General features: G+C 64.7%; 21 protein-coding genes. 13 read left to right on the plus strand and 8 right to left on the minus strand.

The features are described 5' to 3' along the window. Window positions 1-116 precede the first annotated feature (116 nt). Window positions 117-1,481 carry a sorbosone dehydrogenase family protein gene (locus GGD65_RS39480; RefSeq protein ID WP_246783588.1) on the minus strand — a complete coding sequence of 455 codons (1,365 nt, stop codon included), beginning with the start codon at window positions 1,479-1,481 and terminating at the stop codon, window positions 117-119. A 178-nt stretch (window positions 1,482-1,659) separates the two neighbouring features. Between GGD65_RS39480 and GGD65_RS39485 the strand changes: the two genes are divergently transcribed. The 3 genes from GGD65_RS39485 (at window position 1,660) to GGD65_RS39495 (ending at window position 4,221) form a co-directional block, all read left to right on the plus strand. Then, on the plus strand, window positions 1,660-2,862 hold the full coding sequence (locus tag GGD65_RS39485) for a urate hydroxylase PuuD (protein WP_183238705.1): 1,203 nt from the start codon (window positions 1,660-1,662) through the stop codon (window positions 2,860-2,862). 148 nt (window positions 2,863-3,010) lie between these two features. Then, window positions 3,011-3,868: a VOC family protein gene (locus GGD65_RS39490; RefSeq protein WP_183238706.1), complete on the plus strand. Its 858-nt coding sequence runs from the start codon at window positions 3,011-3,013 to the stop codon at window positions 3,866-3,868. A 77-nt stretch (window positions 3,869-3,945) separates the two neighbouring features. Further along, a complete protein-coding gene (locus GGD65_RS39495) occupies window positions 3,946-4,221 on the plus strand; it encodes a hypothetical protein (RefSeq protein ID WP_018322685.1) in 276 nt (91 codons plus the stop codon). A gap of 6 nt (window positions 4,222-4,227) precedes the next feature. Here the strand turns inward: GGD65_RS39495 and GGD65_RS39500 are convergent, their stop codons facing one another. Then, window positions 4,228-5,262, minus strand: a complete 1,035-nt coding sequence (locus tag GGD65_RS39500) for a L,D-transpeptidase family protein (RefSeq protein WP_183238707.1) — start codon at window positions 5,260-5,262, stop codon at window positions 4,228-4,230. Between the two features lie 184 nt (window positions 5,263-5,446). On the opposite strand from GGD65_RS39500, the gene GGD65_RS39505 reads away from it, so the two are divergent. Beyond that, the gene (locus GGD65_RS39505; protein ID WP_018322683.1) at window positions 5,447-6,406 is read left to right on the plus strand and encodes a lytic transglycosylase domain-containing protein; all 960 of its coding nucleotides are present in this window, start codon (window positions 5,447-5,449) and stop codon (window positions 6,404-6,406) included. Window positions 6,407-6,454: 48 nt separating this feature from the next. Here the strand turns inward: GGD65_RS39505 and GGD65_RS39510 are convergent, their stop codons facing one another. After that, window positions 6,455-7,570, minus strand: a complete 1,116-nt coding sequence (locus tag GGD65_RS39510) for a DUF1236 domain-containing protein (RefSeq protein WP_183238708.1) — start codon at window positions 7,568-7,570, stop codon at window positions 6,455-6,457. 106 nt (window positions 7,571-7,676) lie between these two features. Between GGD65_RS39510 and GGD65_RS39515 the strand changes: the two genes are divergently transcribed. Further along, the gene (locus GGD65_RS39515) at window positions 7,677-8,138 is read left to right on the plus strand and encodes an NUDIX domain-containing protein (RefSeq protein WP_183238719.1); all 462 of its coding nucleotides are present in this window, start codon (window positions 7,677-7,679) and stop codon (window positions 8,136-8,138) included. A 21-nt stretch (window positions 8,139-8,159) separates the two neighbouring features. On the opposite strand, the gene GGD65_RS39520 is transcribed toward GGD65_RS39515, so the two are convergent. After that, window positions 8,160-9,143 (minus strand): tripartite tricarboxylate transporter substrate binding protein, encoded by a 984-nt coding sequence (locus GGD65_RS39520; RefSeq protein ID WP_183238709.1) that lies wholly within the window; start codon window positions 9,141-9,143, stop codon window positions 8,160-8,162. A 451-nt stretch (window positions 9,144-9,594) separates the two neighbouring features. Between GGD65_RS39520 and GGD65_RS39525 the strand changes: the two genes are divergently transcribed. The 4 genes from GGD65_RS39525 to GGD65_RS39540 all read left to right on the plus strand — a co-directional run bounded on the left by GGD65_RS39525 (window position 9,595) and on the right by GGD65_RS39540 (window position 11,632). After that, window positions 9,595-10,242, plus strand: coding sequence for a hypothetical protein (locus GGD65_RS39525; RefSeq protein ID WP_026202792.1), 648 nt, complete (start codon window positions 9,595-9,597; stop codon window positions 10,240-10,242). Continuing rightward, window positions 10,239-10,535, plus strand: coding sequence for an HGGxSTG domain-containing protein (locus GGD65_RS39530; protein ID WP_183238710.1), 297 nt, complete (start codon window positions 10,239-10,241; stop codon window positions 10,533-10,535). The genes GGD65_RS39525 and GGD65_RS39530 overlap by 4 nt, the downstream gene beginning before the upstream one ends. A 140-nt stretch (window positions 10,536-10,675) precedes the next feature. Next, window positions 10,676-11,116, plus strand: a complete 441-nt coding sequence (locus GGD65_RS39535; RefSeq protein ID WP_183238711.1) for a CBS domain-containing protein — start codon at window positions 10,676-10,678, stop codon at window positions 11,114-11,116. A gap of 147 nt (window positions 11,117-11,263) precedes the next feature. Continuing rightward, window positions 11,264-11,632 (plus strand): avidin/streptavidin family protein, encoded by a 369-nt coding sequence (locus GGD65_RS39540; RefSeq protein ID WP_092259841.1) that lies wholly within the window; start codon window positions 11,264-11,266, stop codon window positions 11,630-11,632. Window positions 11,633-11,749: 117 nt separating this feature from the next. Here GGD65_RS39540 and GGD65_RS39545 read toward each other — a convergent pair whose 3' ends face one another. The 3 genes from GGD65_RS39545 to GGD65_RS39555 form a co-directional block, all read right to left on the minus strand. Continuing rightward, window positions 11,750-11,914, minus strand: coding sequence for a hypothetical protein (locus GGD65_RS39545; RefSeq protein ID WP_245283389.1), 165 nt, complete (start codon window positions 11,912-11,914; stop codon window positions 11,750-11,752). A gap of 195 nt (window positions 11,915-12,109) precedes the next feature. Then, window positions 12,110-12,337: a DUF3606 domain-containing protein gene (locus GGD65_RS39550; RefSeq protein WP_183238712.1), complete on the minus strand. Its 228-nt coding sequence runs from the start codon at window positions 12,335-12,337 to the stop codon at window positions 12,110-12,112. Between the two features lie 271 nt (window positions 12,338-12,608). Then, window positions 12,609-14,027: a TAXI family TRAP transporter solute-binding subunit gene (locus GGD65_RS39555; protein WP_179735483.1), complete on the minus strand. Its 1,419-nt coding sequence runs from the start codon at window positions 14,025-14,027 to the stop codon at window positions 12,609-12,611. A 287-nt stretch (window positions 14,028-14,314) separates the two neighbouring features. Here GGD65_RS39555 and GGD65_RS39560 point away from each other — a divergent pair, with 287 nt between their 5' ends. Both GGD65_RS39560 and GGD65_RS39565 read left to right on the plus strand, forming a co-directional pair. Next, complete coding sequence (locus GGD65_RS39560) at window positions 14,315-15,835, plus strand: CYTH and CHAD domain-containing protein (RefSeq protein ID WP_183238713.1); 1,521 nt, start codon at window positions 14,315-14,317, stop codon at window positions 15,833-15,835. Window positions 15,836-16,061: 226 nt separating this feature from the next. Further along, a complete protein-coding gene (locus GGD65_RS39565) occupies window positions 16,062-17,312 on the plus strand; it encodes an MFS transporter (RefSeq protein WP_183238714.1) in 1,251 nt (416 codons plus the stop codon). A gap of 54 nt (window positions 17,313-17,366) precedes the next feature. On the opposite strand, the gene GGD65_RS39570 is transcribed toward GGD65_RS39565, so the two are convergent. Beyond that, window positions 17,367-18,254: an outer membrane protein gene (locus tag GGD65_RS39570; protein WP_183238715.1), complete on the minus strand. Its 888-nt coding sequence runs from the start codon at window positions 18,252-18,254 to the stop codon at window positions 17,367-17,369. A 239-nt stretch (window positions 18,255-18,493) separates the two neighbouring features. Here GGD65_RS39570 and GGD65_RS39575 point away from each other — a divergent pair, with 239 nt between their 5' ends. Then, a complete protein-coding gene (locus GGD65_RS39575; RefSeq protein WP_183238716.1) occupies window positions 18,494-19,687 on the plus strand; it encodes a M20/M25/M40 family metallo-hydrolase in 1,194 nt (397 codons plus the stop codon). 150 nt (window positions 19,688-19,837) lie between these two features. Then, window positions 19,838-20,926 (plus strand): mandelate racemase/muconate lactonizing enzyme family protein, encoded by a 1,089-nt coding sequence (locus GGD65_RS39580; protein WP_183238717.1) that lies wholly within the window; start codon window positions 19,838-19,840, stop codon window positions 20,924-20,926. Window positions 20,927-21,128: the final 202 nt, after the last annotated feature.

The raw sequence follows: 21,128 nt of genomic DNA on the forward strand, positions 1-21,128 counted from the left end.
ACAAAGCTCGGCTGTCCTGTCCGCTTCACCGCCATCGTCATTCCCCCAAGGCTTTGCCCTAGGGAATCACAACTGGCGAATTACGCAACAGGCCCGCAAGGGGAGAGGATGCACCGTCACTGCGGCGCGTGCGTCACCCGCCAGATCGTGCCGTTGCCATCCTCCGAGATCAGCAGCGATCCGTCCTTCGCCACCGCGACTCCCACCGGCCGCCCCCACACTTCCATGTCGCTGACGACAAAACCCGTGACGAAATCCTCGTACTCACCCGTCGGCTTGCCGTCCTTGATCCGGATGCGGATCACCTTGTAGCCGGTGCGCTTCGACCGGTTCCAGGAGCCGTGCTCCGCGGCGAACGCGTCGCTCTGATACTCGGGCGGAAACTGCGTGCCCTGATAGAAAATCATGCCGAGCGAGGCCGAGTGCGGCTGCACCAGCAGATCGGGGACCGTCACCTTGTCCTTGATATCCGGCCGCGCACCGGCGTGGCGTGGGTCTTCGTTGGCGCCGATATAGAACCAGGGCCAGCCGTAGAACGCGCCTTCCTTCACGCTGGTCACGTAGTCGGGCACGAGATCGTCGCCGAGGCCATCGCGCTCGTTGGTCGAGCACCAGGGCAGACCGGTCTGCGGCTGGATCGCAAGGCCGACGCAATTGCGGATGCCGGTGGCGTAGATCTTCCGCTCCTTGCCATCGGGATTGAAAGCCAGCACCGCCGCGCGTTCGGTCTCACTGGCCCAGGCTGCGCCGAGCGGTTGCGTTTTCGCCCACGCCTCCATCCCGCCCGGGGGCGTGCCCATGCCTTCCGCAACGTTGCTGAGCGAACCGACGGAGACCAGCATGCGCTTGTTGTCGGGCGTGAAGACGATGTCGCGGGTGGAATGACCGCCGTCATGCGGCAGGCTCGGCACGATCGTCTCGGCCTTGCCGCGCGCCTTGAGATCGCCGGCCTGATAGGGAAAGCGGACGACGCTATCGGTGTTGGCGACATAGACCCATTGCGGATTGTCCCCGTTCGGGAAGAAGGCGATGCCGAACGGCTGCCTCAGGCCGCTGGCAAACACCTCGTTGGTCGCGAGCTTGTTGCCCTCCCCGGCCCGCAACACACGGATGGTGCCGGCCCGCGTCTCCGCGACGAAGACGTCGCCATTCGGCGCAACCCTGATGATGCGTGGCGCGCGCAGTCCTTCGGCGAACAGTTCGATCTTGAAGCCCGCCGGCACCTGGAGCGCAGCCTCGGCCGGGCGCGGCACCACGCGCGACGAGCTCGCAACCGACCGCGTGGCGCCGGGCCTGACCAGATCCCGCGGCCGGATCAGCCTGACCGTGCCGGGCTTGTCGGCCCGCCAATCGCCATAAGCGTCCTTGCCCTGCAACACCGGCTCGGCCTGCGCACCGGTAGCAATCAGTAGCCCCGCGAATATCGCGACGGACAAAATTCTGCTCTTCAAATTGTCCTCCCGGCCTGCAATCTCGACCATCGATACCACCGCGGCAGGTCGAAGCTCTGCCGCATCCCACGTCAGCTGATGCCCGCACGATGTGCATCAGCTGCGCCCATCGTACTGGAAAACACCGCGGATAGGTGCGACACATTGTATGGGCGGGGGTTGCGGTCATCAAAGCTGCGGCATCGCTGTCGCAATCGACGGGATGATCATGTGGGGATCCATCATATCGGAATGGGCGAGCCTGCTGCTGCGCTGGCTTCACGTGGTGGCGGCGATCGCCTGGATCGGCAGTTCCTTCTATTTCATCGCCCTCGACCTCAGCCTCAGGCCCAAGGGCAACCGAACGAGTGACCTGCCCGACGGCGTCCAGGGCGAAGCCTGGCAGGTCCATGGCGGCGGCTTCTACCGGATCATGAAATATCTGGTGGCTCCCAACCAAATGCCGGACGAGCTGACCTGGTTCAAATGGGAGGCCTACACCACCTGGCTGTCCGGCTTCGCACTGATGGTGGTGGTGTATTATCTCGAGGCCGATCTGTTCCTGGTCGACAAGTCGATCCTCGATCTCACGCCGTTCCAGGCCGGCCTGTTCAGCCTCGCGAGCCTGGCTCTGGCGTGGCTCCTCTATGAAGCCGCCTGCCGCACCGGGCTCGCCCAGCGCGAGCTGCCCTTCGCCATCGGCGGCTATCTGTTCCTTGTCGCGCTGACCTTTGCCTTCACCCATGTGCTCAGCGGCCGTGGCGCCTTCAACCAGATCGGCGCCATCATCGGCACCATCATGGTGGCCAATGTCTTTGCGCTGATCATCCCCAACCAGAAGAAGATCGTGGCCAGCCTGATCGCGGGACAGGCGCCGGATCCGAAGCTCGGCAAGGCCAGCAAGGAGCGCTCGGTCCACAACAACTACCTGACGCTGCCCGTGGTCGTGCTGATGATCAGCAACCACTATCCCCTGCTCTATGCCACGCGCTTCAACTGGATCATCGTCGCCATCATCCTGGCGCTGGGGCCGGTGATCCGCCACTTCTTCAACGAGCGCCACGCGGGGCGGAAATCGCCATGGTGGGTGTGGGGCGTCGCGGCAATCGGCGTGATTGCGATCCTCTTCCTTTCCGCCGCAGGACCGCGCGAGGTCAAGTCCGGCGCACTGCCGACACAGCCGACCCTTGCCGCTGTCGAGGAGATCGTGACGTCCCGTTGCAGCATGTGTCACGCGGCCGAGCCGGTCTGGGCCGGCATCGTGACCGCACCGAAGGGCATCCTGCTCGATGCGCCCGAGCACATCCATCGCAACATCCGCCTGATCGGCCGCGTCGCGGCCTGGTCGAGCGCGATGCCGCCCGGCAACATCACCGAAATGACCGGCGAGGAGCGCGCGATCCTCGCCGCCTATCTCGAGCAGGCCCGCTGATGCTGCCCGCGCGGCGACAGATCATTTCGCGGAATGAAATTCCGCGTCTCCCACTGAATTGAAAATGACTTGACCGCCTATCCGGCGTAGACAGGACCAGCGGCCGCCGACGCGGCCCAAAGTCATTTGCATGCGCGGGGAAAGAACAGTGGCCCTCAAGAACGTCATCGGTATCGACCACGCCGTGGTCATGGTTCAGGACCTCGACAAGGCCGCCGAGAATTATCGGCAACTCGGCTTCACCGTGTCGCCGCGCGGCACCCACAGCGCGCATATGGGCACCGGCAATTACACCATCATGTTCGACCCCGATTATATGGAGCTGCTCGGCGTGCTCGTCGCGACCGAGCACAACGCACCGGCGCGCGCCTTCCTCGACAAGCGCGGCGAAGGCATCGAGCGCATCGCTTTCACCGCGGTCGATTCCGCCGCCGGTGCCGAGGAGATCCGCGCGCGAGGCCTGGCGCCGATCGGCCCGACCGATTTCGAGCGGCCGGTGACGCTGCCTGATGGCACCGTCTCGGCGGCCAAATTCCGCACCTTCATGTGGCCGACCGCGGAAGCGCCGGGCGGGGTGCGCATCTTCGCCTGCCAGCACAAGACGCGCGAGACCGTGTGGATTCCCGAATTGATGAGGCACGCCAACGCGGCAAAGCGGATCAGGCAGACGCTGATCGCAACCCCGGAGCCGGCGAAGGACGCCGCGCATCTCGGCCGGCTGATCGACCGCGAACCGACCGCCGAGGCCGACGGCGCGGTCACGGTGCCCTCCGGCGGCGATCGGGCCGACTTCATCTATCTGACGCTGGACCAGCTCGCCAAACGCTATCCGGGCGTGCCGCTCGCGGGCCTTTCCGAGCGCGGCGGCGCGGCGCTGGTGCTCGCCAGCGGCGACCTGGCAGCGACCGAGAAGGCACTGGGTTCGGCAGCTGTGCGGAGCGGAGCTGCGCTCTGTGTGCCGCCGGCCAAGTCCAACGGCACCCTGCTCGCCTTCATTGCCGGCTGATTTGAACTAATTCTTCAACGCGTGTTTACCCGGCGGCTCTAGGATTCCCTGCAATCCAAGCCACCGGGGCCAAACGCATGTTCAAAGAGGGATCGCCGATCGCCTATGACGCGCCGGCCGAACTGAAGAAGTGGCCGTCGCTGAAGGGCGAGAGGCAGAAGGACCGAGGTCCGCCTTATCTCGTCTACAACGGCACGCTCGCCGACTGCGTCCGCGAGCTCATGGGCAAGCCGATCAAGGGCATCTCGCTCTACGACATCATGACGAAGCCGCAAGCGGCCTTCGACCAGACCGTGCTGTCGCCGGGGGATGCCGCCGAGATGGCGATGCGCAAGGATTTCCCCAAGGACTAGCAAGGACTAATTCGCGGCGCGCTTGCCGGCCGTCTTGCCCTTCTGCTTCGAGGAAGATTCCGTCGGCGCATCGAGGAAGACGACGGGCGTGCCGCGCTTGACGTTCTCGCCGAGCACACGGGCGTCCCAATTCGTGAGCCTGATGCAGCCGTGTGAGGCCGACTTGCTGACCCTGTCGGGCTCCGCCGTCCCGTGGATGCCATAGCCCTGCGCCGACAGGCCGATCCAATACGAGCCCACGGGATTGTTGGGACCCGGCTTGATGTCGAAGGGTCTTTTGGATTTCACACTCTTGAACTTGTACTCCGGATTGTAGTGATAGGTCGGCTGCTCGTTGGTGCCGGTGACCTTCAGCGTCCCCGTCGGCGTTGGGCGATCCGGACTGCCGATTGATGCCGGGTAGAACGCGACCAGACGACCAGAGCCCTCGTAAGCCTTCAGCGTCGCGCGCGTCTTGTCGATCTCGATCCGAGCGATGCGCGGCAGCTCCCGCCGCGCCGGCACGTTGGCCACGGCAATCGCCTCGCCAGCCTTGTCGAATGACTTGCCCGGATTGAGCGCCTTCAACAGCTCTCCGCTCATGTGGAATTTTTCCGCGAGCCCTTCGAGCGGGCTGGTGTAGCTCAGCGCCTCCAGCGACTTCATGTCATCGAGCTTGGCCGGTAGCTTCTTGAGGAACGGCCCCTTCACGTCCGCGTCGGTGATCTTATAGTCGACAACGACAGGCCCCTCACTCGCTGCGGTCAGCTTGTCCCAGAGTTCAGGGGCAACGACCTTGTCGAAGGCCATTCCGTTCTGCTCGGCGAACGCCTTCAAGGCCTTCTGCGCGTTCTCGCCGAACTTGCCGTCGATCTGGCCAGGAGAGAATTGCGCACGATCGAGCAGAATCTGCAGCTTCGTCACCGGCGCGTCGACCTTGTCCGCGGCCGGCTGCTTTTCCGGACGCGCGGCCTCGTTCACCGCTTTCGCATCGAGATGGCCCGCGAGCACCGGGCAGACGAACCACATCGACATCACCGCGCCAAGCAGCCACCGCCTCATGATCGCTCGTCCCATTCTAAAAATAATGATCCGCAAAACCGCGGGGAGTTTCTGCTCGGGAACACCGTAGTAACACCGAAGGAACCAACGAGACCGCAGCTTTGCCGCAATCAGACGGTTAAGAACTTCTTATCGCCGGCGCACCGCTGGCCGTTCATCCCACAGTTCGAGGTTGTCTCCGCAAATGCGATTTGTCATCGCGGCTTGCGCCGCGTTCATGATTCTGATGTGCGACCTCGATCCGTCGGCGTCCCGGCAAACATCAACTTTCGACCGCGCCGTTATTCAGAACAATCGGGCCTCCCCACTTGTTCCGGTGGTCGAGCTCTTCCTCGCAAGTGTGCAGGCCATCGAGCTCGCCAACGCGCGTGCCGCCTATGAGCAGGTGATCGAGCCGCCCCGGGCGGACGAGCCAGCCCTACAGGCGCCGGTTTCCCCGACCGAGCGATTTTGCCACGCGCTGCGCGAGGCCGCCGAGGCCAGCGGCATTCCCGTGCCATTCTTTGCCCGTCTGCTCTGGCAGGAAAGCCGCTTCAAGTCCAACGAGGTGAGCCAGGCCGGCGCCCAGGGCGTGGCGCAGTTCATGCCCGGGACGGCCGCCGAAGTCGGGCTCGACGATCCCTTCGATCCCATGAAGGCGCTGCCCGCATCGGCAAAATTCCTGCGCAAGCTTCGCGACGATTTCGGCAATCTCGGCCTCGCCGCGGCTGCGTATAATGCCGGTCCCGGCCGCGTTCAGAAGTGGCTCGCCAAGGAGAGCGAGCTGCCGCGTGAGACGCGCGACTATGTCCGCATCATCACCGGCACCAAGGCTGAGGACTGGACCGAGCGGTCCGAGGCGCTCGCGATCAGGATCGACCTGCCGCGCGAGGCGCCATGCGAGGGCATCGGCAGCCTCTCCAAGGCCAAGGATATCGCCTGGGTTCCGGTCAACCTGACACCTTCAGTCGCGACCATTATTCGCAAGGCCGAACAGCTTGCGGCGCGCCTGTCGACAAACCGGACGCGCAAGCGGTTCGTATCCCTGCTCCACAAGAACGCCTCGGCCCGTGGCAAGGCGAGGAGCATGATTGCAGCGCGCGCGGCGAAGGGCACCAAGGCTCGCGCCATCCGCATCGCGGCGCGCGAACGTTCAGCGATCTGACGCACAAATCGAGAAGCCGCCCGATGGGCGGCTTCCGACGGCTGAGAACTAGTCGATCTCCTCGATCACGCGTCGTTCGCGAGGCTCGATGACATAAGTCCGGGTATCGCGATGGATGTAGCGGTACTCCCGCAGGTCGGGCGCATCCCGATAAACCGTGCTCGGAAATTCCTCGACCTCGACGCTATCAGGGACGCGATCGCCGACATGGATCTCGGTGCGTGCGGTGCTTCCGGTGGTCTGCCGTTCGCTCCGGCTCTCGGGACGCGCTTTCGCATGTTTGCGGATCGCATCGCGATCGCGGTCAGAGAACTTGCTTGCGCTACGCTCGCGGGTGGTCGACGTCGTCGTTGCCGTGGATTTCCCCGAATACGGCAGCACCGTCACGATCTTGTAGGTCGCCGGATCGACCACGACGATCTCATCCTTCACCAGCGCGAAGCTGTAGCCGCGATATTGCGGCACGATCTCGACCACGTCGGGCGGAAGGGTCGAGAGGTGCACGTCGCGCGGCACGACCGTGCCGACATTCAGCGAGAAATTGACACTGGTCAGCGGCCGGACGTTCAGATGCGAGATCGAGGTGCTGATCTTCGTCTCCTGCTGGCGGTTCAGATTGACGTTGGTCGGCGCGGCCGCCTGAGAGTTGGTTCCGGACCGCTCGCCCTGCGCCTGATTGCCGGCTGGCGCCGTCGGCGCCTGCTGAGCCTGGTTGGTCCCGGATGCAGCGGGCGCCTGCTGCGCCTGATTGCTATTGGCCGGTGGCGGATTGGACCGATCCTGCGCCTGGTTCGCGTTTGCCGGCGGCGGGTTGGCGCCCTGCTGGGTGGCGGGCTGGTTACCGGTCGTGTTCGAGCTTGCCGTGCCGCTCTGCGGCCGCGAAATGTCCGTGCTGCTCGCAGCATTGTTGGATGTGCCGGAATTGGCGGCCCCGGAGGATGGCGCGGTGCTCTGCGTCGTCTGTGCCGAGGTTCCTGTCGACGGTGATTGCTGCGGCTGCGATGTGGTCTGCTGCGTGCCGGCCGCGCCGGATTGCGAGGTCGTCGCAGGCGCCGTGGAATTGGATTGGGATTGCGGCGTCTGCTCGGACTTGCTGGGCGATTGCGCGAAGGCGGCGTTCGCCAGCACCAGCCCTAATGCGGTGGTTGCCAACAGGCGGATCATGGTTCACTCCCTTTTATCAAATGAACGTTGGCTACTAACCTGCGCTAAAACGGCCGGTTCCACTTTTTCCCGAGACAAAGCGGACCGCTTCTGCACGGAACCTGCGATGCCATCGAAGAGTGCGGGGATCATTGCCTATCGCAAACGCCGGGCGATCGAGATCCTCCTCGTTCATCCCGGCGGGCCGTTCTGGCGCAACAAGGATCTCGGCGCGTGGTCGATCCCCAAGGGCGAGTATGCGGACAAAGACGATGCGGAGGCCGCCGCGCGACGGGAATTTTCCGAGGAGCTGGGATTGGAGCTGTCCGTGCCGCTGGTCTCGCTTGGCGAGGTCAAGCAGCGCGGCGGCAAGGTCGTCACCGCGTTCGCCGCCGAGCTCGATATCGACGTGCGCAGCATCCGCAGCAACACGTTCGAGATCGAATGGCCGCCGCGCAGCGGCAAACGGCAAGTCTTCCCGGAAGTCGACCGTGCCGACTGGTTCACGCTCGAGGAGGCGCAAGAGAAGATCAACGCAGGACAACGCCCGCTGCTCGATCGGCTGGCGCAGCTGGCCCGCGGTGAATAGCGATGGAAGCAGGTGCGCTCCCTACTCCGCCTTGATGTCCGCGGCTGCGACGACCTCGGCGAGCTCCTTCGTCTCCTTCGCGATCTTCGCGGCGTACCCGGCCGGGGTCAGCACGCTGACCACACCCTGCGAGCCGAGCTTCTCCGCGACCGCCGGATCCTTGGCGGCCGCGACGATTTCCCGGTGCAGCGTCTCCAGGATCGGCGCCGGCGTCGGCTTCGGCATGAAGAAGCCGACCCAGAACGAGATGTCGAAACCGGGATAGCCGGCTTCCGCGACGGTCGGCACATCGGGCAACGCCGGCAGCCGCTCGGCCGACGACACCGCGAGCGCGCGCAGCTTGCCGGCCTTGACCAGCGGCACGGCGGAGAGCGGATCGAACACCGCCAGCACCTCCTGGGCGAGGATGCCGACCTCGGCGGCCGAACCGCCGCGATAAGGCACGTGGATCAGCTTGATGCCGGCCTTCTGGCTCAGCAGCTCCATGGCGAGATGGGCAAGGTTGCCGTTGCCGCCCGAACCGTAGGCCAGCGCGCCGGGTGCCGCCTTCGCCGCGGCGACGAGATCGGCGACGGTCTTGATATTAGCCGTCTTTGGATTCTCCGGATTGACCACCAGCACCAGCGGCGCCGACACGACGGTGGTCAGCGGCGCGAAGTCCTTTTCCGGATCGTAGCGGATATCCTTGAATAGCGTCTTGTTGAGCGTGATGGTGGACGAGTTGCAGGCGAGCATGGTGTAGCCGTCGCCTTCCGCATGGGCGACGCCTTCGGCCGCGATCATGCCGTTGGCGCCGGCGCGGTTCTCGACCACGAAGGGCTGCCCGAGCTTGTTGCCCAGGCGATCGCCGACGATGCGCGCGACGACGTCGACCGGCCCGCCGGCGCTGAAGCCGACCATGACCTTGACCGGCCGCACCGGATATTTCTGCGCCATGGCCTCCGTCGACAGTACAGACGCACACAATCCGGCGACGACGGCGAGCAGGTGGGCGGTTCGTTGCATTGGTTCTCTCCCCAGACATCCGCAGCGCCGCTTGTGCAGGCTTGTTGGTGCGACGCATGTGAAGATCATGAATAGCGGCCATCCCGGATTTCGCAATCGCGTTTGGTCGCCGGCATTCCGCCCCACGGCACGTGTGCATCGCCTGCAGACAAAAAATGCGAAAACAACCCCATGCACAGTAGACGGCCCCTGTCCGAACAACGACTTACGCCAGGCAGAGACCTTCGGATGTTGCGAAATCGATTTTGACTCGTCGGGCAAAACAGGGGCATAATGCCATCATCGCGATCCGCGTGAGCAATCGGCCTCCACAGCCATGTGGGCCTCGCTTCGATCGCGAACAAGCCCAGCATCGACATTTGAATACGCAACCGCCGCACGGCAACTGAGAGGTCTTCTCGCACCGGAGAGGCCTGCTCGCGCGTGCCGTGGGCTCAAGGGAGACATCGACATGACAACAGCCATGACACGCAACAGCACGACGCCAGTCGTCAGGTACGGCAGCAGGCCCGCCCCGCGGGTCAAGCTCACCGGACAACGGATCGCAATTCAACATCCCGACGCGGAGACCGGCGAGCACTTGCTGGGCGAGGCGCTCGGTGCCGTCGATCAGGACGCTCTGCATGGCATCCTCAAGCAGTTGATGAAAGCCAGCGTGATCCTGCAGAAGCCCGATGAGGACAATCTCGCCTTCATGATCTCGATGATGAAAAGCATCGCCCCGCGGGATTCCCTCGAAACCATGCTGACGGCGCAGATGGTGTCCGTCCACGTCGCGACCATGCGCTTTGCCTGCCGCCTCGCCTTCGCCGAAGGCATCCCGCAGCAGGAAGGCGTCGCACGCACATTGACCCGGCTGGCTCGCACGTTCGCAGCCCAGATGGAGGCCCTCAACCGCCATCGCGGCAACGGTGAACGTCCGATCACGGTGCAGAATCTGTCGGTGCAGGACGGCGGCAGCGCGATCGTGGGGAATGTCACGCAACAGGCACATCTGATCGCTGCCGAGCCGGGCACCGCGACAGAGGCAGGGCTGGCCCCGCTCCGCGACGCCGGCGAACGCGACCGGACCGAGGCGTTGCGAGGCACCACCGCATGAGGGCCGGTCACATCCGCAACACGCGCGCGATGGCGGCGAGCCCGCGCTGCGGCGCCCGTACCCGCAGCGGCCTCCCCTGCCGCGCGCCGGCCATGCGCGGCAAGCTCCGCTGCCGTATGCACGGTGCCGCGCCCGGATCGGGCGCGCCACCTGGAAACCGCTATGCGCAGAAGCATGGCGCCTTCACACAGGAGCGGATCGCGGAGCGAAGGGCGATCAGGGAGCTGCTCGATGAGGCGGGAAAGCTGCTGGAGGAGATGGCGTCAGACGATCGGAGGGATCAAACCGCTTAGTCCAAAAGCCTGCCGTCGATGGACAATCATTGCTGCGGCACTGCATCATGACTTCGGGAACTCGTCGCCATTTGCGACCTGTTCCTGAGAAACGACCGCCGGCGCATTTTGTTGGCGGCCTATCAGCGATGGAGATTTCCATGAGAGTCAGCGATGTCATGACTCCCGACGTGCAGCTTTGCACCCCACAGGACACCATCAAGGACGCAGCCGAGGCGATGGCGGCGCGCAATGTCGGCCTGCTGCCCGTGGCTGAATATGATCACCTTGTCGGTATGATCTCGGACCGCGATATCGCAACGCGAGGGGTCGCGATGGGCCTGGGGCCGGACGCGCCAGTGCGGAACGTCATGACCACAGACGTCAAATACTGCTACGAGGACCAGGACATCGAAGAGGTCACCCGTAACATGGCCGACATTCAGGTGCGGCGCCTGCCGGTGCTCAATCGAGACAAGCGGCTGGTCGGCATCGTCGCGCTCGGCGATATCGCCGGGTGCAGGCCCGGCGACGGTGCGGCGAAGGCGCTGCACGGAATTTCGCGAGCAGGCGGACAGCACGCAGGCGCGATCTCCGGCTGAAGCAGGCCGTCGCGCCTTGGAATGCCGGCGTCCCGAGCCGTACGTAGGCCGCAGCAAGATCAACCGCAATCGGACTGTGTCGCAAAGGAACTGCACAGGCCGCCCGGCTGCGCGCCGAGCCAAATCGACGAACGTAGGAGAACCGACATGACCTGGGTCGGCGATTGGCGAAATCAATTCGGCTCCATCTTACGCATCACCGACGATGCGAACGGCCGCATCGAGGGGAATTTCGAGACCGCGCTCGACGACAGCGGCTTCTACGGCCAAGCAGTGCCCATCACCGGATTTCATAAAGGCAATTGCATCGCCTTTGTCGCAGTGGGCTCGTCTGTGACGGGCGACCGCGCCGTCTCCTATACCGGATTGCTGCGTCACGGAAAGATGGAGACCGCCTGGTTCGTGATCGCAGACCAAGCGCTGAGCGCGTCCAGAGAGGGCGACCCGGCGAAGCTCAAACCAGTGAACTGGTGGCGCGCCGTGACAACGAACGTCGATACGTTCGAACGGACCTGAAGCACGAGGAAGCGGGTCCCGTTGGTGCCATTGCCGCCCGTCCTTGGGCGCCCGTCCTTGCCGTCGACAATTGCGCGAGGCGTTCACCCCGCACATCACCGGTTGCCAGCCGAAAAGCTAGCGCGGCGCGCTTGTCGGATCGACTGGGGAAATCTGCAGCCCTGCCTCATCCAGCGCCTGGGCAATCTGCTTCGCCAGCAGCTTGGCCTCTTCGGTCCCGATCTGCGCGTCGGGATGTCCCTTGAAGAACGCGCAAATGGTCGTGGCGATGATGGTATTCACCTGGTGCAAATCATCCATTTGATGCACGCGAAGTTGCCAAATGCTTCACCCAGACAGGTGGCGCGTCGGCTAGTAGAAAAGAGAGCGGTCAACGCAAGCCAAAGAATGACAGAATGGCCGCGATCACGACAATGAGTCCTACGAGGTAAATCAGGCCGTTCATTGCAGTTCTCCTTTTCTATGGAATGACTGAATCTATCCGGGGAACGTGAGGCCACTCTTGGCGCTGCACTGCTCCACCGGTTCGAGCTTTTCGAGCTGAACTTCCTTCTCTATGGCCGTCAGAGAGTTGCCGATCTTTTCGACGATCCTGATCAGATCGGCATCGGAGATCTTGAGGCGCCTTCGAACGGACTTGACCTGCTTTGCGTCCGCAAGATCAAGCGTCGTGCGAATGACCCGTGGCGGCCTTGAGCACAGCATGAGCAGGTCTCCTTGCTAGAGTAAGAGCGATGATGTCCGTTTTGTTCCGATTCTTCCCGAACAGCGCCGGCACCGAATGATGGAATAAGCGAAACGGCGACGAGAGCGTCACGATCGACAGAAGGATGTGTGTCGGGGCGGAGAACTTCGACCGCGCCGGAAGCCCATGCACACAAGCAGAAGTTGATCCAGGCGGCTCCGCCCCTCGATCCGTTGGCATTTGCGGGCCGATGCGTCGCAGAGATCGACAGCGGCAGCTTCAGAGGGCGCCTCATCCTCGCGGCGCGCTCGCCGCGCCTCGAACGGTTTCGAAGTTGGCACGCTGCAGCGCGGCTCGTCTCTCCGCGATGGCGCTGCTCAACAGGCCGAGCACCAGACCGAATGCTGCGAGTTCCTCCTCTTCGATAGCGCCGTCGTCGTAGCATTCGAGCGTTTCAGCTATGATGGCGTCGGCCTCGCGCTGCAGAACCAGAAGCTCCTGGCTCGATCCCGCGGTTCGCGCGCTGGACACCATGGCCAGGATTCTCTTGCGATGGTCGTTGGTTTCCTCTCTTTCGTCGCGATTCAAATAGCGACGCAACCAGGCGGCGGCCGAGCCGATCCCGGAAAGAAGCAGCAGCCCGAACCAGAAGTAATCGCCATATCGGTCGAGGAAGGTACGTTCGTTGCCGTCGATGACAGCCGCCGCTCCCCGATGCACCGGTAGCTCCGTGTCCTTGTCGACATCAGGCTTGATAATATGCGCAGCACCCGGGACCTGCCTTGCAATCGCCTGGCGAACGGCAAAGAGCTGGCGGAAAAAGGCGGCGACTGTCGTTTCAGGCAGGGACTTTCTCGCGACGATGAGGTGGCTGACGCTGACGGTTTCGACCTTGTCACCCGGCCAGGCCGGATCCGGCTTGAAGACGCTGGGCGGAATTTCCTCCGATTCATACCGCGGATGCTTCAGGGCGATCGCTTCCGATGTCTCGATGGCGAGAAATCTCGGCTCGCCGCGCAGGCGCGCCGTTGCAGCCACGGCATCGGACGTGATTTTGCTGTCGAGCGGCCCGACCGCCATGAAGGCATCGATGGTGAGATCGCGTGCCAGCTCCTCGGTCTGGTCCGTGCCGAAGTGTGTCACGACGACCTTGTCCGCCTCCACTCCGGAGGCGCTCAGGATGACGCGTAGCAATGCGGCATTTGCCGGGGTCCGGCCGATCACGCCGACGCGGCGCCCTGCGAGATCGGCGACCTCCTTGATTCTCGGCGAGGGCTTTCTTTTCGAGCTCTTGCCGGCGGCTCCAGACGGAGTCCACAGCACGACGAAGTTCTTGCGCACGACGGCGACGGTCTGTGCCTCGGCGGGCATGTCCAGATCGCCGCGGCCGACGGCAAGGTCGGCCTTGCCTGCCCCAAGCAGGGCGAGAGACTCCACCGCCCCGTCGGTTTTGACGGGAAGCAGCCTGACAGTACGGCTTTCGCTCGCGAAGGCATCGGCCATCGCCTGAATGACTTTGTCGTCATCGCTGCCGGGTGGTCCAACGGCGATCCGGAGGACGTCCGGCCGCAACGCATAATAGAGCGCGCCCGCTGCGGCGGCAAAAATGAGAAATCCAACGGCGAGGACCAACAGTAAGGAATTGCTTCTTCTCCGCTCGCGGCGGGCCGCCTCACTGGTCGTTTTACTCGGACTCTCGGACGAAGACATGGCCGCCGCCAACCGCATATCGGGGTTCTCCCTGTTCCGCAGGATACCACGTTTTCCCGGGAACAATCTCTGGCGGCCGGCCTGGGCCGTACGCGCGAACGATGACGAGGATCGCGATTGCGTTGGTTCGGCCCAGGGTGCCGCTTCAGTTCATGGCGTTGCCTTTCAATCGCGTGAAGTTTCCGTGCCTTTGCGGCTCCCGCAGCGGCGTGCGGGTCGAAAAGCTGGCGGGCCCGGAACTTCCCGAGCCGGCACCGCTTTGAATTCAGCAAACGAAAGAATTCGCCATGGCCTCCGAAACGGAACTTAAATTCCGCGTTGCGCCGCGAAAATTGTCGTCAGTGTTGCGGACGGGCGGTTTGAGTGGGCGGCGCGGCGACCAGTCCGAGCAGTCGCTCGTGTCGACCTACTACGATACGACCAAGCACAAGCTCAGGCGCCATGGCCTGACGCTGCGCGTCCGCAAGATCGAGGGGCGCTACGTGCAGACCGTGAAAGCCGGCGGCACGGATGGCGTGAAGCGGGGCGAATGGGAGCACGAGCTTTCCGGTGCACGTCCCGACCTGAATAAGACGGGACACACGCCGCTCCGGGATCTTGCGACGCGAAAGCTTCCTCGCAAGCTGAAGCCGGTCTTCCAGACCGACATTCATCGCCTGGCGCAGGCGCGACGCGTCCGGAAGAGCCAGATCGAACTGGCGGTCGACCGTGGCCGCATCAGCGCCGGTCACCGGTCGCGGCCCGTCGCCGAGTTGGAGCTGGAACTGAAGTCCGGGCATGTCGCGGACCTGTTCCGCCTTGCCCGCGATCTCGAACGCAAAACCGGGGCGGAGCTCGATCTGCGTTCGAAATCCGAGCGCGGCTACCTGCTCGTCGCCGGCAGTGGCGGCGGCGCACAGCACGCCGAGCCGATCGCGCTGGAGGACGGACTCTCACCGCGCGAGGCGTTCCGCGTCATCGCGCATTCGACGTTGCGTCAGGTCACCGCGAACGCCGATCCGGTGCGTGAGATGGACGCCGAAGGGGTTCATCAGATGCGGGTCGGCTTGCGGCGTCTGCGTGCGGCCATCTCGCTGTTCGCTGATATCCTTCCGCGGGCCAGCACCGCGCGGATCAAGGCCGAGCTGAAATGGCTCACGAGCGAGCTGGCGCCGGCGCGTGAAATCGACGTATTCCTGAATGAGAGCATCCGGCCGATCACCGAACGGGACGTGCCGCGACGCGGCGCCCGCGCGATCCGCAAGAGGTTCTCCCGGCAACGGGTGGCGGCATTCGAGCGGGCGCGCGATGCGGTCATGTCGGCGCCTTACCGCCGCCTGCTGATCGACGTGATCGAGTGGATCGGAAGCGGACGGCCTCACGGCGATGATGACCGTTCGATCGCCGCTTACGCCGCGGCGTTGCTCGACCGGCGCATCAGGAAGGCGCGAAAGGAGGGCAAGCGCCTGCACGACCTGGATCCGATGCAGCGCCACAAGCTGCGGATCAAGATCAAGAAGATCCGCTACGCCGTCGATTTCTTCGAAAGCCTCTACGCTGATCGCGACCGCAAGGAGCTTGCAGCCCTGTCCGACCGCCTGAAGCAGATTCAATCCGCGCTCGGATCGCTGAACGACTTCATGGCGCACCGCGAGCTGGCAACGGAGGCGGCGCTGACGGCGCCACCTGCACACCGCCGCGCCCAGGCTTTCGCATCGGGCGTCGTCGTCGGCCAGGAACGCGAGGCCGCTGACGGCCTGATGAAGGACGCAACGAAGGAGTTGAGCAGGTTGCGCCGGCTGCGCGCGATGCCGAGTGCGCGAGCGTAGGAGGGCCGGCATGGCAACTGACATCGCTTGGGTCGGCAACTGGCGAAATCAGTTCGGCTCCATCTTGCCCATCACTGACGATGCGAACCGCCGGCTGCCTGTATCTCGTCCTTCCGCGCGCTGATCCCGAGACGCCACAATCCGGAATGAGGGGGTCGCGCTGCCGCCATTGGCGCCCGCCTCGTCATCATGTACGCCCATCCAAACCTTCCGGGACGGGACGCTCATGGCCACCACCGACGACGCGGGCACCGCCACCCGCACGCTGATCTTTGCACTTCTCGCGCTCGCCTGCGGCCATATGCTCTCGACCTTGTTGCGCACTATTCCCGCCGTCAGCCTCGACCTCATGGCCGCGGATTTCCACATCGAGCCGCAAGCCCTCGCCAGCCTCACCTCGATCTATCCTTTCGCCTTTGCCGCAGCGCAGATCCCGGTCGGGGCGGCGATGGACCGGTTTGGCGTGCGGCCGGTGTCGCTGAGCCTGCTCGCGGGGACCGTATTCGGCGCGGTGGCGTCGGGCTTTGCCACGGGGGCTGCGAGCTTTGCGGTCGGGCAGTTCATGCTGGGCGTTGCCACGTCCGGCATGCTGATGTGCCCGATGACGCTGGCGGCCAAGCAATTGTCGACGGGCCGCTTCGGGCTGTGGTCGGGCGCGATCCTCTCGATCGGCAATATCGGCATGCTGCTGTCGTCGAGCCCGCTCGCTTTCGTGGTCGATGCTTACGGCTGGCGCGCCGGGTTCTGGATATCCGCGGCTGGCGGCGTTGCAGTCGCGCTCGCCGTGTTCGCGCTGGTGCCGCAGCAGCCGGCCGAGCACAAGGACGATTCCTCGCCGTTGTCGCAGATGATCGAGGTGCTCAGGCTCGGCTTCTCGCGTCCGTTGCGCGGGCTGATCGCGCTCGCGCTGGTGTCGCTGGCAACCTCGCTGGTGCTGCGCGGCCTGTGGGGCGGACCGTGGCTGATGGACGTCAAGGGCTTGTCGCGGGTCGAGGCCGGCAATCAGCTCGGCGCGTTCACGCTGGCGATGATCGCGGGGCCCCTGTGCATCGGCATGATCGACCGCAGGCTTGGCCGCCGCCGCGCGCTGGTGGCAGGCTCGCATATGGCCGGGGCGGTGCTGCTGGCGCTGATGGCGCTCGGGGCGCCGCATTACCCCGTGTCCGTTCTGTTCGGCGTGCCCGTGATGCCGCCGCAATACGACCTCGTTCTGTTTGTGCTGATCGGCCTTGCGACCTCCGCCCAGCCGCTGCTATTCGGCATGTCGCGGCAGCTGGTCGACGCGCAGACTACCGGCAAAGCGCTGGCGGCCGTGAACCTCGCCTTCTTCCTCGGCGCCGCCTTGGTGCAGTCGGTGACCGGCGCGGTAGCAGCACTCGCGGGATTGCCGGCGGTGCTGCTGTTCATGGCAGCAATGCTGGCAATCGGCGTGCTGGTCTTCCTGGCCTACACGCTGCCACTTCGCGGGACCGGCTGAGCGCTTCGCTCAACCCCATCCTTGCACGCTCTCAGAGCATCCCCGCGACCAAGCTCAGTACCTGGCGACCACCGGCCCGCCGAAGCGATAATTGACCCTGAGGGTCGCTTGCTCGACGGTCAGCCGCGAGCTTGACGTCCCCGTCGCGAAAACGCCGCCGAACCCATCGGGAACGGTGAATGCGACGCTGCGGCGACCGAAGTCGGTGTAGCGATATTCGCCGGCCAGGCTCCAGTTCGGGGTGAACGCCCATTCGATGCCTCCGCCGACGGTCCAGCCCCAGCGCGTGGTCGAGCCGTTCGTTGCCGTGAACGTTCCCGCCGGAATGCCGATACCCGGGCCGTTGACGACGGTGGTTCTGGAACCGCCGATCTCGGCAACGGCGGCGCCGCCGGTGACGTAGAACAGCGCCCGGTCCACCGTGACGCCGGCGCGGCCGCGGAAGGTGGCCATCCAGTCGATATGACCGAAATCGACCGTCACTGTCTGCGTCACCGGCGGCGCAAATGTCGGGGCGCCGAAGGTACGCGAAGCGCTGCCGCTGCTGCCGCTCAATCCGGTGCCGACCGCGTCGGCTTCCACGCCGAGCACGAACTGCTGGACCTGCCAATTGTATCCGATCTGGCCGCCGCCGATGACGCCGCTGTGGCGGCCGTCACCGGGAATGATGCCCCTCTGTTCGGGAACAATCGTCAGCACGGGTGCGACCGGGGGCGGCACGCCGAAAGCGGGAAACAGCGGTCCGAAATCGCTGTCACCGCTGCCGGGAGTCCAGGCGCCGCCGACATTGGCGCCGACATAGAAGCCGGTCCAGTTGAAGATCTGCGCAGCGACCGGCACGGGTCTCGCCTTGACCGCCATATCCGCGGCATTTGCCGCCACGACACCGAACAATAAGGCACTTCCGGCAATGGCCGCGATCCGCATCGTCGTCCCCAGCATTTCGGCAAATATCGGCGTGCCGCGGCGCCACGAAACACCCTTAAGTTAGAAGCGAATCGCAGCCGACGCTGTCACCTGACAGCAACATCCGGACACATTGTGTTCGCGCGACGCGACGCCATCTGCGGGACCATGCGCGCATGGCAAAGCAGCTCCGTCCTTCATGCGTCGCGGCCGCCTTGCACAACGGCGTGCTGCAAGGGATGCTGACAAGCATCGCGCATCAAGGGAATGAACTCATGCCTGTCGACACCAAAGCCGCCACCGACCGCCTCATGCGCTTCCTCGCCATCGAGGGCGTGACCGGACAGGAGGCGGCGATCGGGCGTGAGATCACCGCCGCATTGAAGGAGAGCGGCGTAGCGGCGAAGGCCATCCGGCTCGACGATGCCAACACCCGCATTCCCGTACCGACCGAGACCGGCAACCTGATCGTCGACCTGCCCGGCTGTGGCGCGCTGCACAACCAGCCGCGCATCATGTTCATGACCCATATGGACACCGTGCCGCTGTGTGCTGGGGCCAAGCCGAAGAAATCGGGCCGCAAGATCGTCAACTCCGCCAAGACTGCGCTCGGCGGCGACAATCGCTGCGGCTGCGGCGTGCTGGTGACGCTGGCGGCCGAGCTCGAGAAGCACAAGCTCGACCATCCGCCGATCACGCTGTTGTTCTGCGTGCGCGAGGAGAGCGGGCTCTACGGCGCGCGTCACGTCAAGCTGGACGAGCTCGGCTCGCCGGTGATGGCTTTCAATTATGACGGCGGCTCGGCCTCCAACGTCGTGATCGGCGCGGTCGGCGCCGACCGCTGGACCGTCGAGATCATGGGGCGCGCCTCGCATGCCGGCGTCGCGCCGGAGCGCGGCATCTCCTCGACCATGATCATGGCGCTCGCGCTTGCCGAGGTGAAGGCCGGCGGCTGGTTCGGCAAGGTGGTGAAGGGCAAGCGGCAAGGCACCAGCAATGTCGGCCCCGTCACCGGCGGCGAGGGCCGCCCCGCGGGCGATGCCACCAATGTCGTCACCGACTACGTGCATGTCCGCGGCGAAAGCCGCAGCCACGACGGAAAGTTCTTCAAGGAGATCACCAAGGCCTACAAGGCCGCGTTCGAGAAGGCGGCCAAGAAGGTGACGAACGCGCAAGGCAAGTCCGGCAAGGTCAAGTTCAAGGCCGAGACCGACTATTATCCGTTCCGCATGAAGGACAACCAGCCCGTCATCAAGCGCGCGGTCGAGGCCGTATCCGCGGTCGGCGGCACGCCGAACGTCCGCACCGCCAATGGCGGCCTGGATGCCAACTGGATGGTCCGCCACGGCATTCCGACGGTAACCTTTGGCGCCGGCCAGAACGAGGCGCACACCATCGACGAATGGATCAATCTCGACGAATACGACCGTGCGTGTGCGCTGGCCGTGCAGCTTGCGACGATGCGGTGAGTTTCCGTCTGTAGGGTGGGTTAGCCGAAGGCATAACCACCACTGTTCGTCTCCGTGGAAGCAGAAGTGGTGGGTTACGCCGAGCACATGCGCTTTGCGCATTTGCTCGGCTAACCCACCCTACGAAACAAAAACAAGAAGGGAGGCCACATGCCGCACATCGCAAATATCGAGACCGGGCTCTACCGGATCCCCCTCCCCGTCACGCTCTCCGACTCCACCCATGGCGAGATCGCGGCGTTCGAGCTGATCACCTGCCGCATCCGCGATGCCGACGGCGCCGAGGGCGTCGGCTACACTTACACGGTCGGGCGCAATGGCGGCGCTGTCGCCGACATCCTCAAGCGCGAGATCCCCGCGCTGATCGAAGGACGCGAGGCCAACGACACCGAGGCGATCTGGCATCACGTCTGGTGGGCGCTGCATTATGGCGGCCGTGGCGGGCCGGTGGTGCTAGCGCTCTCCGCGCTCGACATCGCGCTGTGGGATTTGAAGGCGCGGCGCGCCAGGCTGCCGCTGTACCAATTGCTCGGTGGGTTCGACGCGCGCGTGCCGTGCTATGCCGGCGGCATCGACCTCGATCTCTCCGTGGAGGCGCTGCTCAAGCAGACCGACGGCAATCTCGCCAAGGGCTTTCGCGCCATCAAGATGAAGGTCGGCCGGCCCGATCTCAAATCCGACGTCGCGAAAGTCTCCGCGATGCGACAACACCTCGGCGACGGTTTTCCGCTGATGGTGGACGCCAACATGAAATGGACGGTCGAAGAGGCGATCCGCGCCGCCCGGGCGTTCGTTCCCTACGACCTCACCTGGCTCGAGGAGCCGATCATCCCCGACGACGTCGCCGGCCACGCGCGCATCTTGCAAGCCGGCGGCGTGCCGATCGCGGCGGGCGAGAATTTGCGCTCGCTGTGGGAGTTCAAGAGCTACATCGCCAGTGGCGCGGTGTCCTATCCCGAGCCTGACGTCACCAATTGCGGCGGCGTTTCCGCCTTCATGAAGATCGCGCGGCTGGCGGAAGCGTTCAACCTGCCCGTCACCAGCCACGGCGCGCACGACATTACCGTGCACCTGCTCGCGGCCTGCCCGAACCGATCCTATCTGGAGGCGCACGGCTTCGGGCTCGACAAGTACATCGAGCACCCGCTGGTGCTGCAGGAGGGCAAGGCGCTGGCGCCGGACCGGCCCGGGCACGGCATCAGCTTCGACTGGTCGGGGCTGGCGAAGCTGGCGCCTTAGACTCGGTGTCCTAACCTCTCCCGCTTGCGGGAGAGGTCGCGCCGAAGGGCGCGGGTGAGAGCTTTCTCCTCGTCGGGAATCCCACCGCGGAGGCACCCCCACCCCGACCCTCCCCCGCAAGCGCAGGGGAATCGCATATGGGTTTTGTCTAGCTATTGCATTGGAAGGCAAGACGGATTCTGAAGACGACTCCCGGAAGACG

This window comes from Bradyrhizobium sp. CIR18, from assembly GCF_014198295.1.
Lineage (GTDB): Bacteria > Pseudomonadota > Alphaproteobacteria > Rhizobiales > Xanthobacteraceae > Bradyrhizobium.

Bases quoted from the DNA above. Each gene is read 5' to 3' on its own strand.
- GGD65_RS39480 (WP_246783588.1), bottom strand. From the start codon at position 1,481: ATGGTCGAGATTGCAGGCCGGGAGGACAATTTGAAGAGCAGAATTTTG.
- GGD65_RS39485 (WP_183238705.1), top strand. From the start codon at position 1,660: ATGTGGGGATCCATCATATCGGAATGGGCGAGCCTGCTGCTGCGCTGG.
- GGD65_RS39495 (WP_018322685.1), top strand. From the start codon at position 3,946: ATGTTCAAAGAGGGATCGCCGATCGCCTATGACGCGCCGGCCGAACTG.
- GGD65_RS39500 (WP_183238707.1), bottom strand. From the start codon at position 5,262: ATGAGGCGGTGGCTGCTTGGCGCGGTGATGTCGATGTGGTTCGTCTGC.
- GGD65_RS39505 (WP_018322683.1), top strand. From the start codon at position 5,447: ATGCGATTTGTCATCGCGGCTTGCGCCGCGTTCATGATTCTGATGTGC.
- GGD65_RS39510 (WP_183238708.1), bottom strand. From the start codon at position 7,570: ATGATCCGCCTGTTGGCAACCACCGCATTAGGGCTGGTGCTGGCGAAC.
- GGD65_RS39515 (WP_183238719.1), top strand. From the start codon at position 7,677: ATGCCATCGAAGAGTGCGGGGATCATTGCCTATCGCAAACGCCGGGCG.
- GGD65_RS39520 (WP_183238709.1), bottom strand. From the start codon at position 9,143: ATGCAACGAACCGCCCACCTGCTCGCCGTCGTCGCCGGATTGTGTGCG.
- GGD65_RS39525 (WP_026202792.1), top strand. From the start codon at position 9,595: ATGACAACAGCCATGACACGCAACAGCACGACGCCAGTCGTCAGGTAC.
- GGD65_RS39530 (WP_183238710.1), top strand. From the start codon at position 10,239: ATGAGGGCCGGTCACATCCGCAACACGCGCGCGATGGCGGCGAGCCCG.
- GGD65_RS39535 (WP_183238711.1), top strand. From the start codon at position 10,676: ATGAGAGTCAGCGATGTCATGACTCCCGACGTGCAGCTTTGCACCCCA.
- GGD65_RS39540 (WP_092259841.1), top strand. From the start codon at position 11,264: ATGACCTGGGTCGGCGATTGGCGAAATCAATTCGGCTCCATCTTACGC.
- GGD65_RS39550 (WP_183238712.1), bottom strand. From the start codon at position 12,337: ATGCTGTGCTCAAGGCCGCCACGGGTCATTCGCACGACGCTTGATCTT.
- GGD65_RS39555 (WP_179735483.1), bottom strand. From the start codon at position 14,027: ATGTCTTCGTCCGAGAGTCCGAGTAAAACGACCAGTGAGGCGGCCCGC.
- GGD65_RS39560 (WP_183238713.1), top strand. From the start codon at position 14,315: ATGGCCTCCGAAACGGAACTTAAATTCCGCGTTGCGCCGCGAAAATTG.
- GGD65_RS39565 (WP_183238714.1), top strand. From the start codon at position 16,062: ATGGCCACCACCGACGACGCGGGCACCGCCACCCGCACGCTGATCTTT.
- GGD65_RS39570 (WP_183238715.1), bottom strand. From the start codon at position 18,254: ATGCTGGGGACGACGATGCGGATCGCGGCCATTGCCGGAAGTGCCTTA.
- GGD65_RS39575 (WP_183238716.1), top strand. From the start codon at position 18,494: ATGCCTGTCGACACCAAAGCCGCCACCGACCGCCTCATGCGCTTCCTC.
- GGD65_RS39580 (WP_183238717.1), top strand. From the start codon at position 19,838: ATGCCGCACATCGCAAATATCGAGACCGGGCTCTACCGGATCCCCCTC.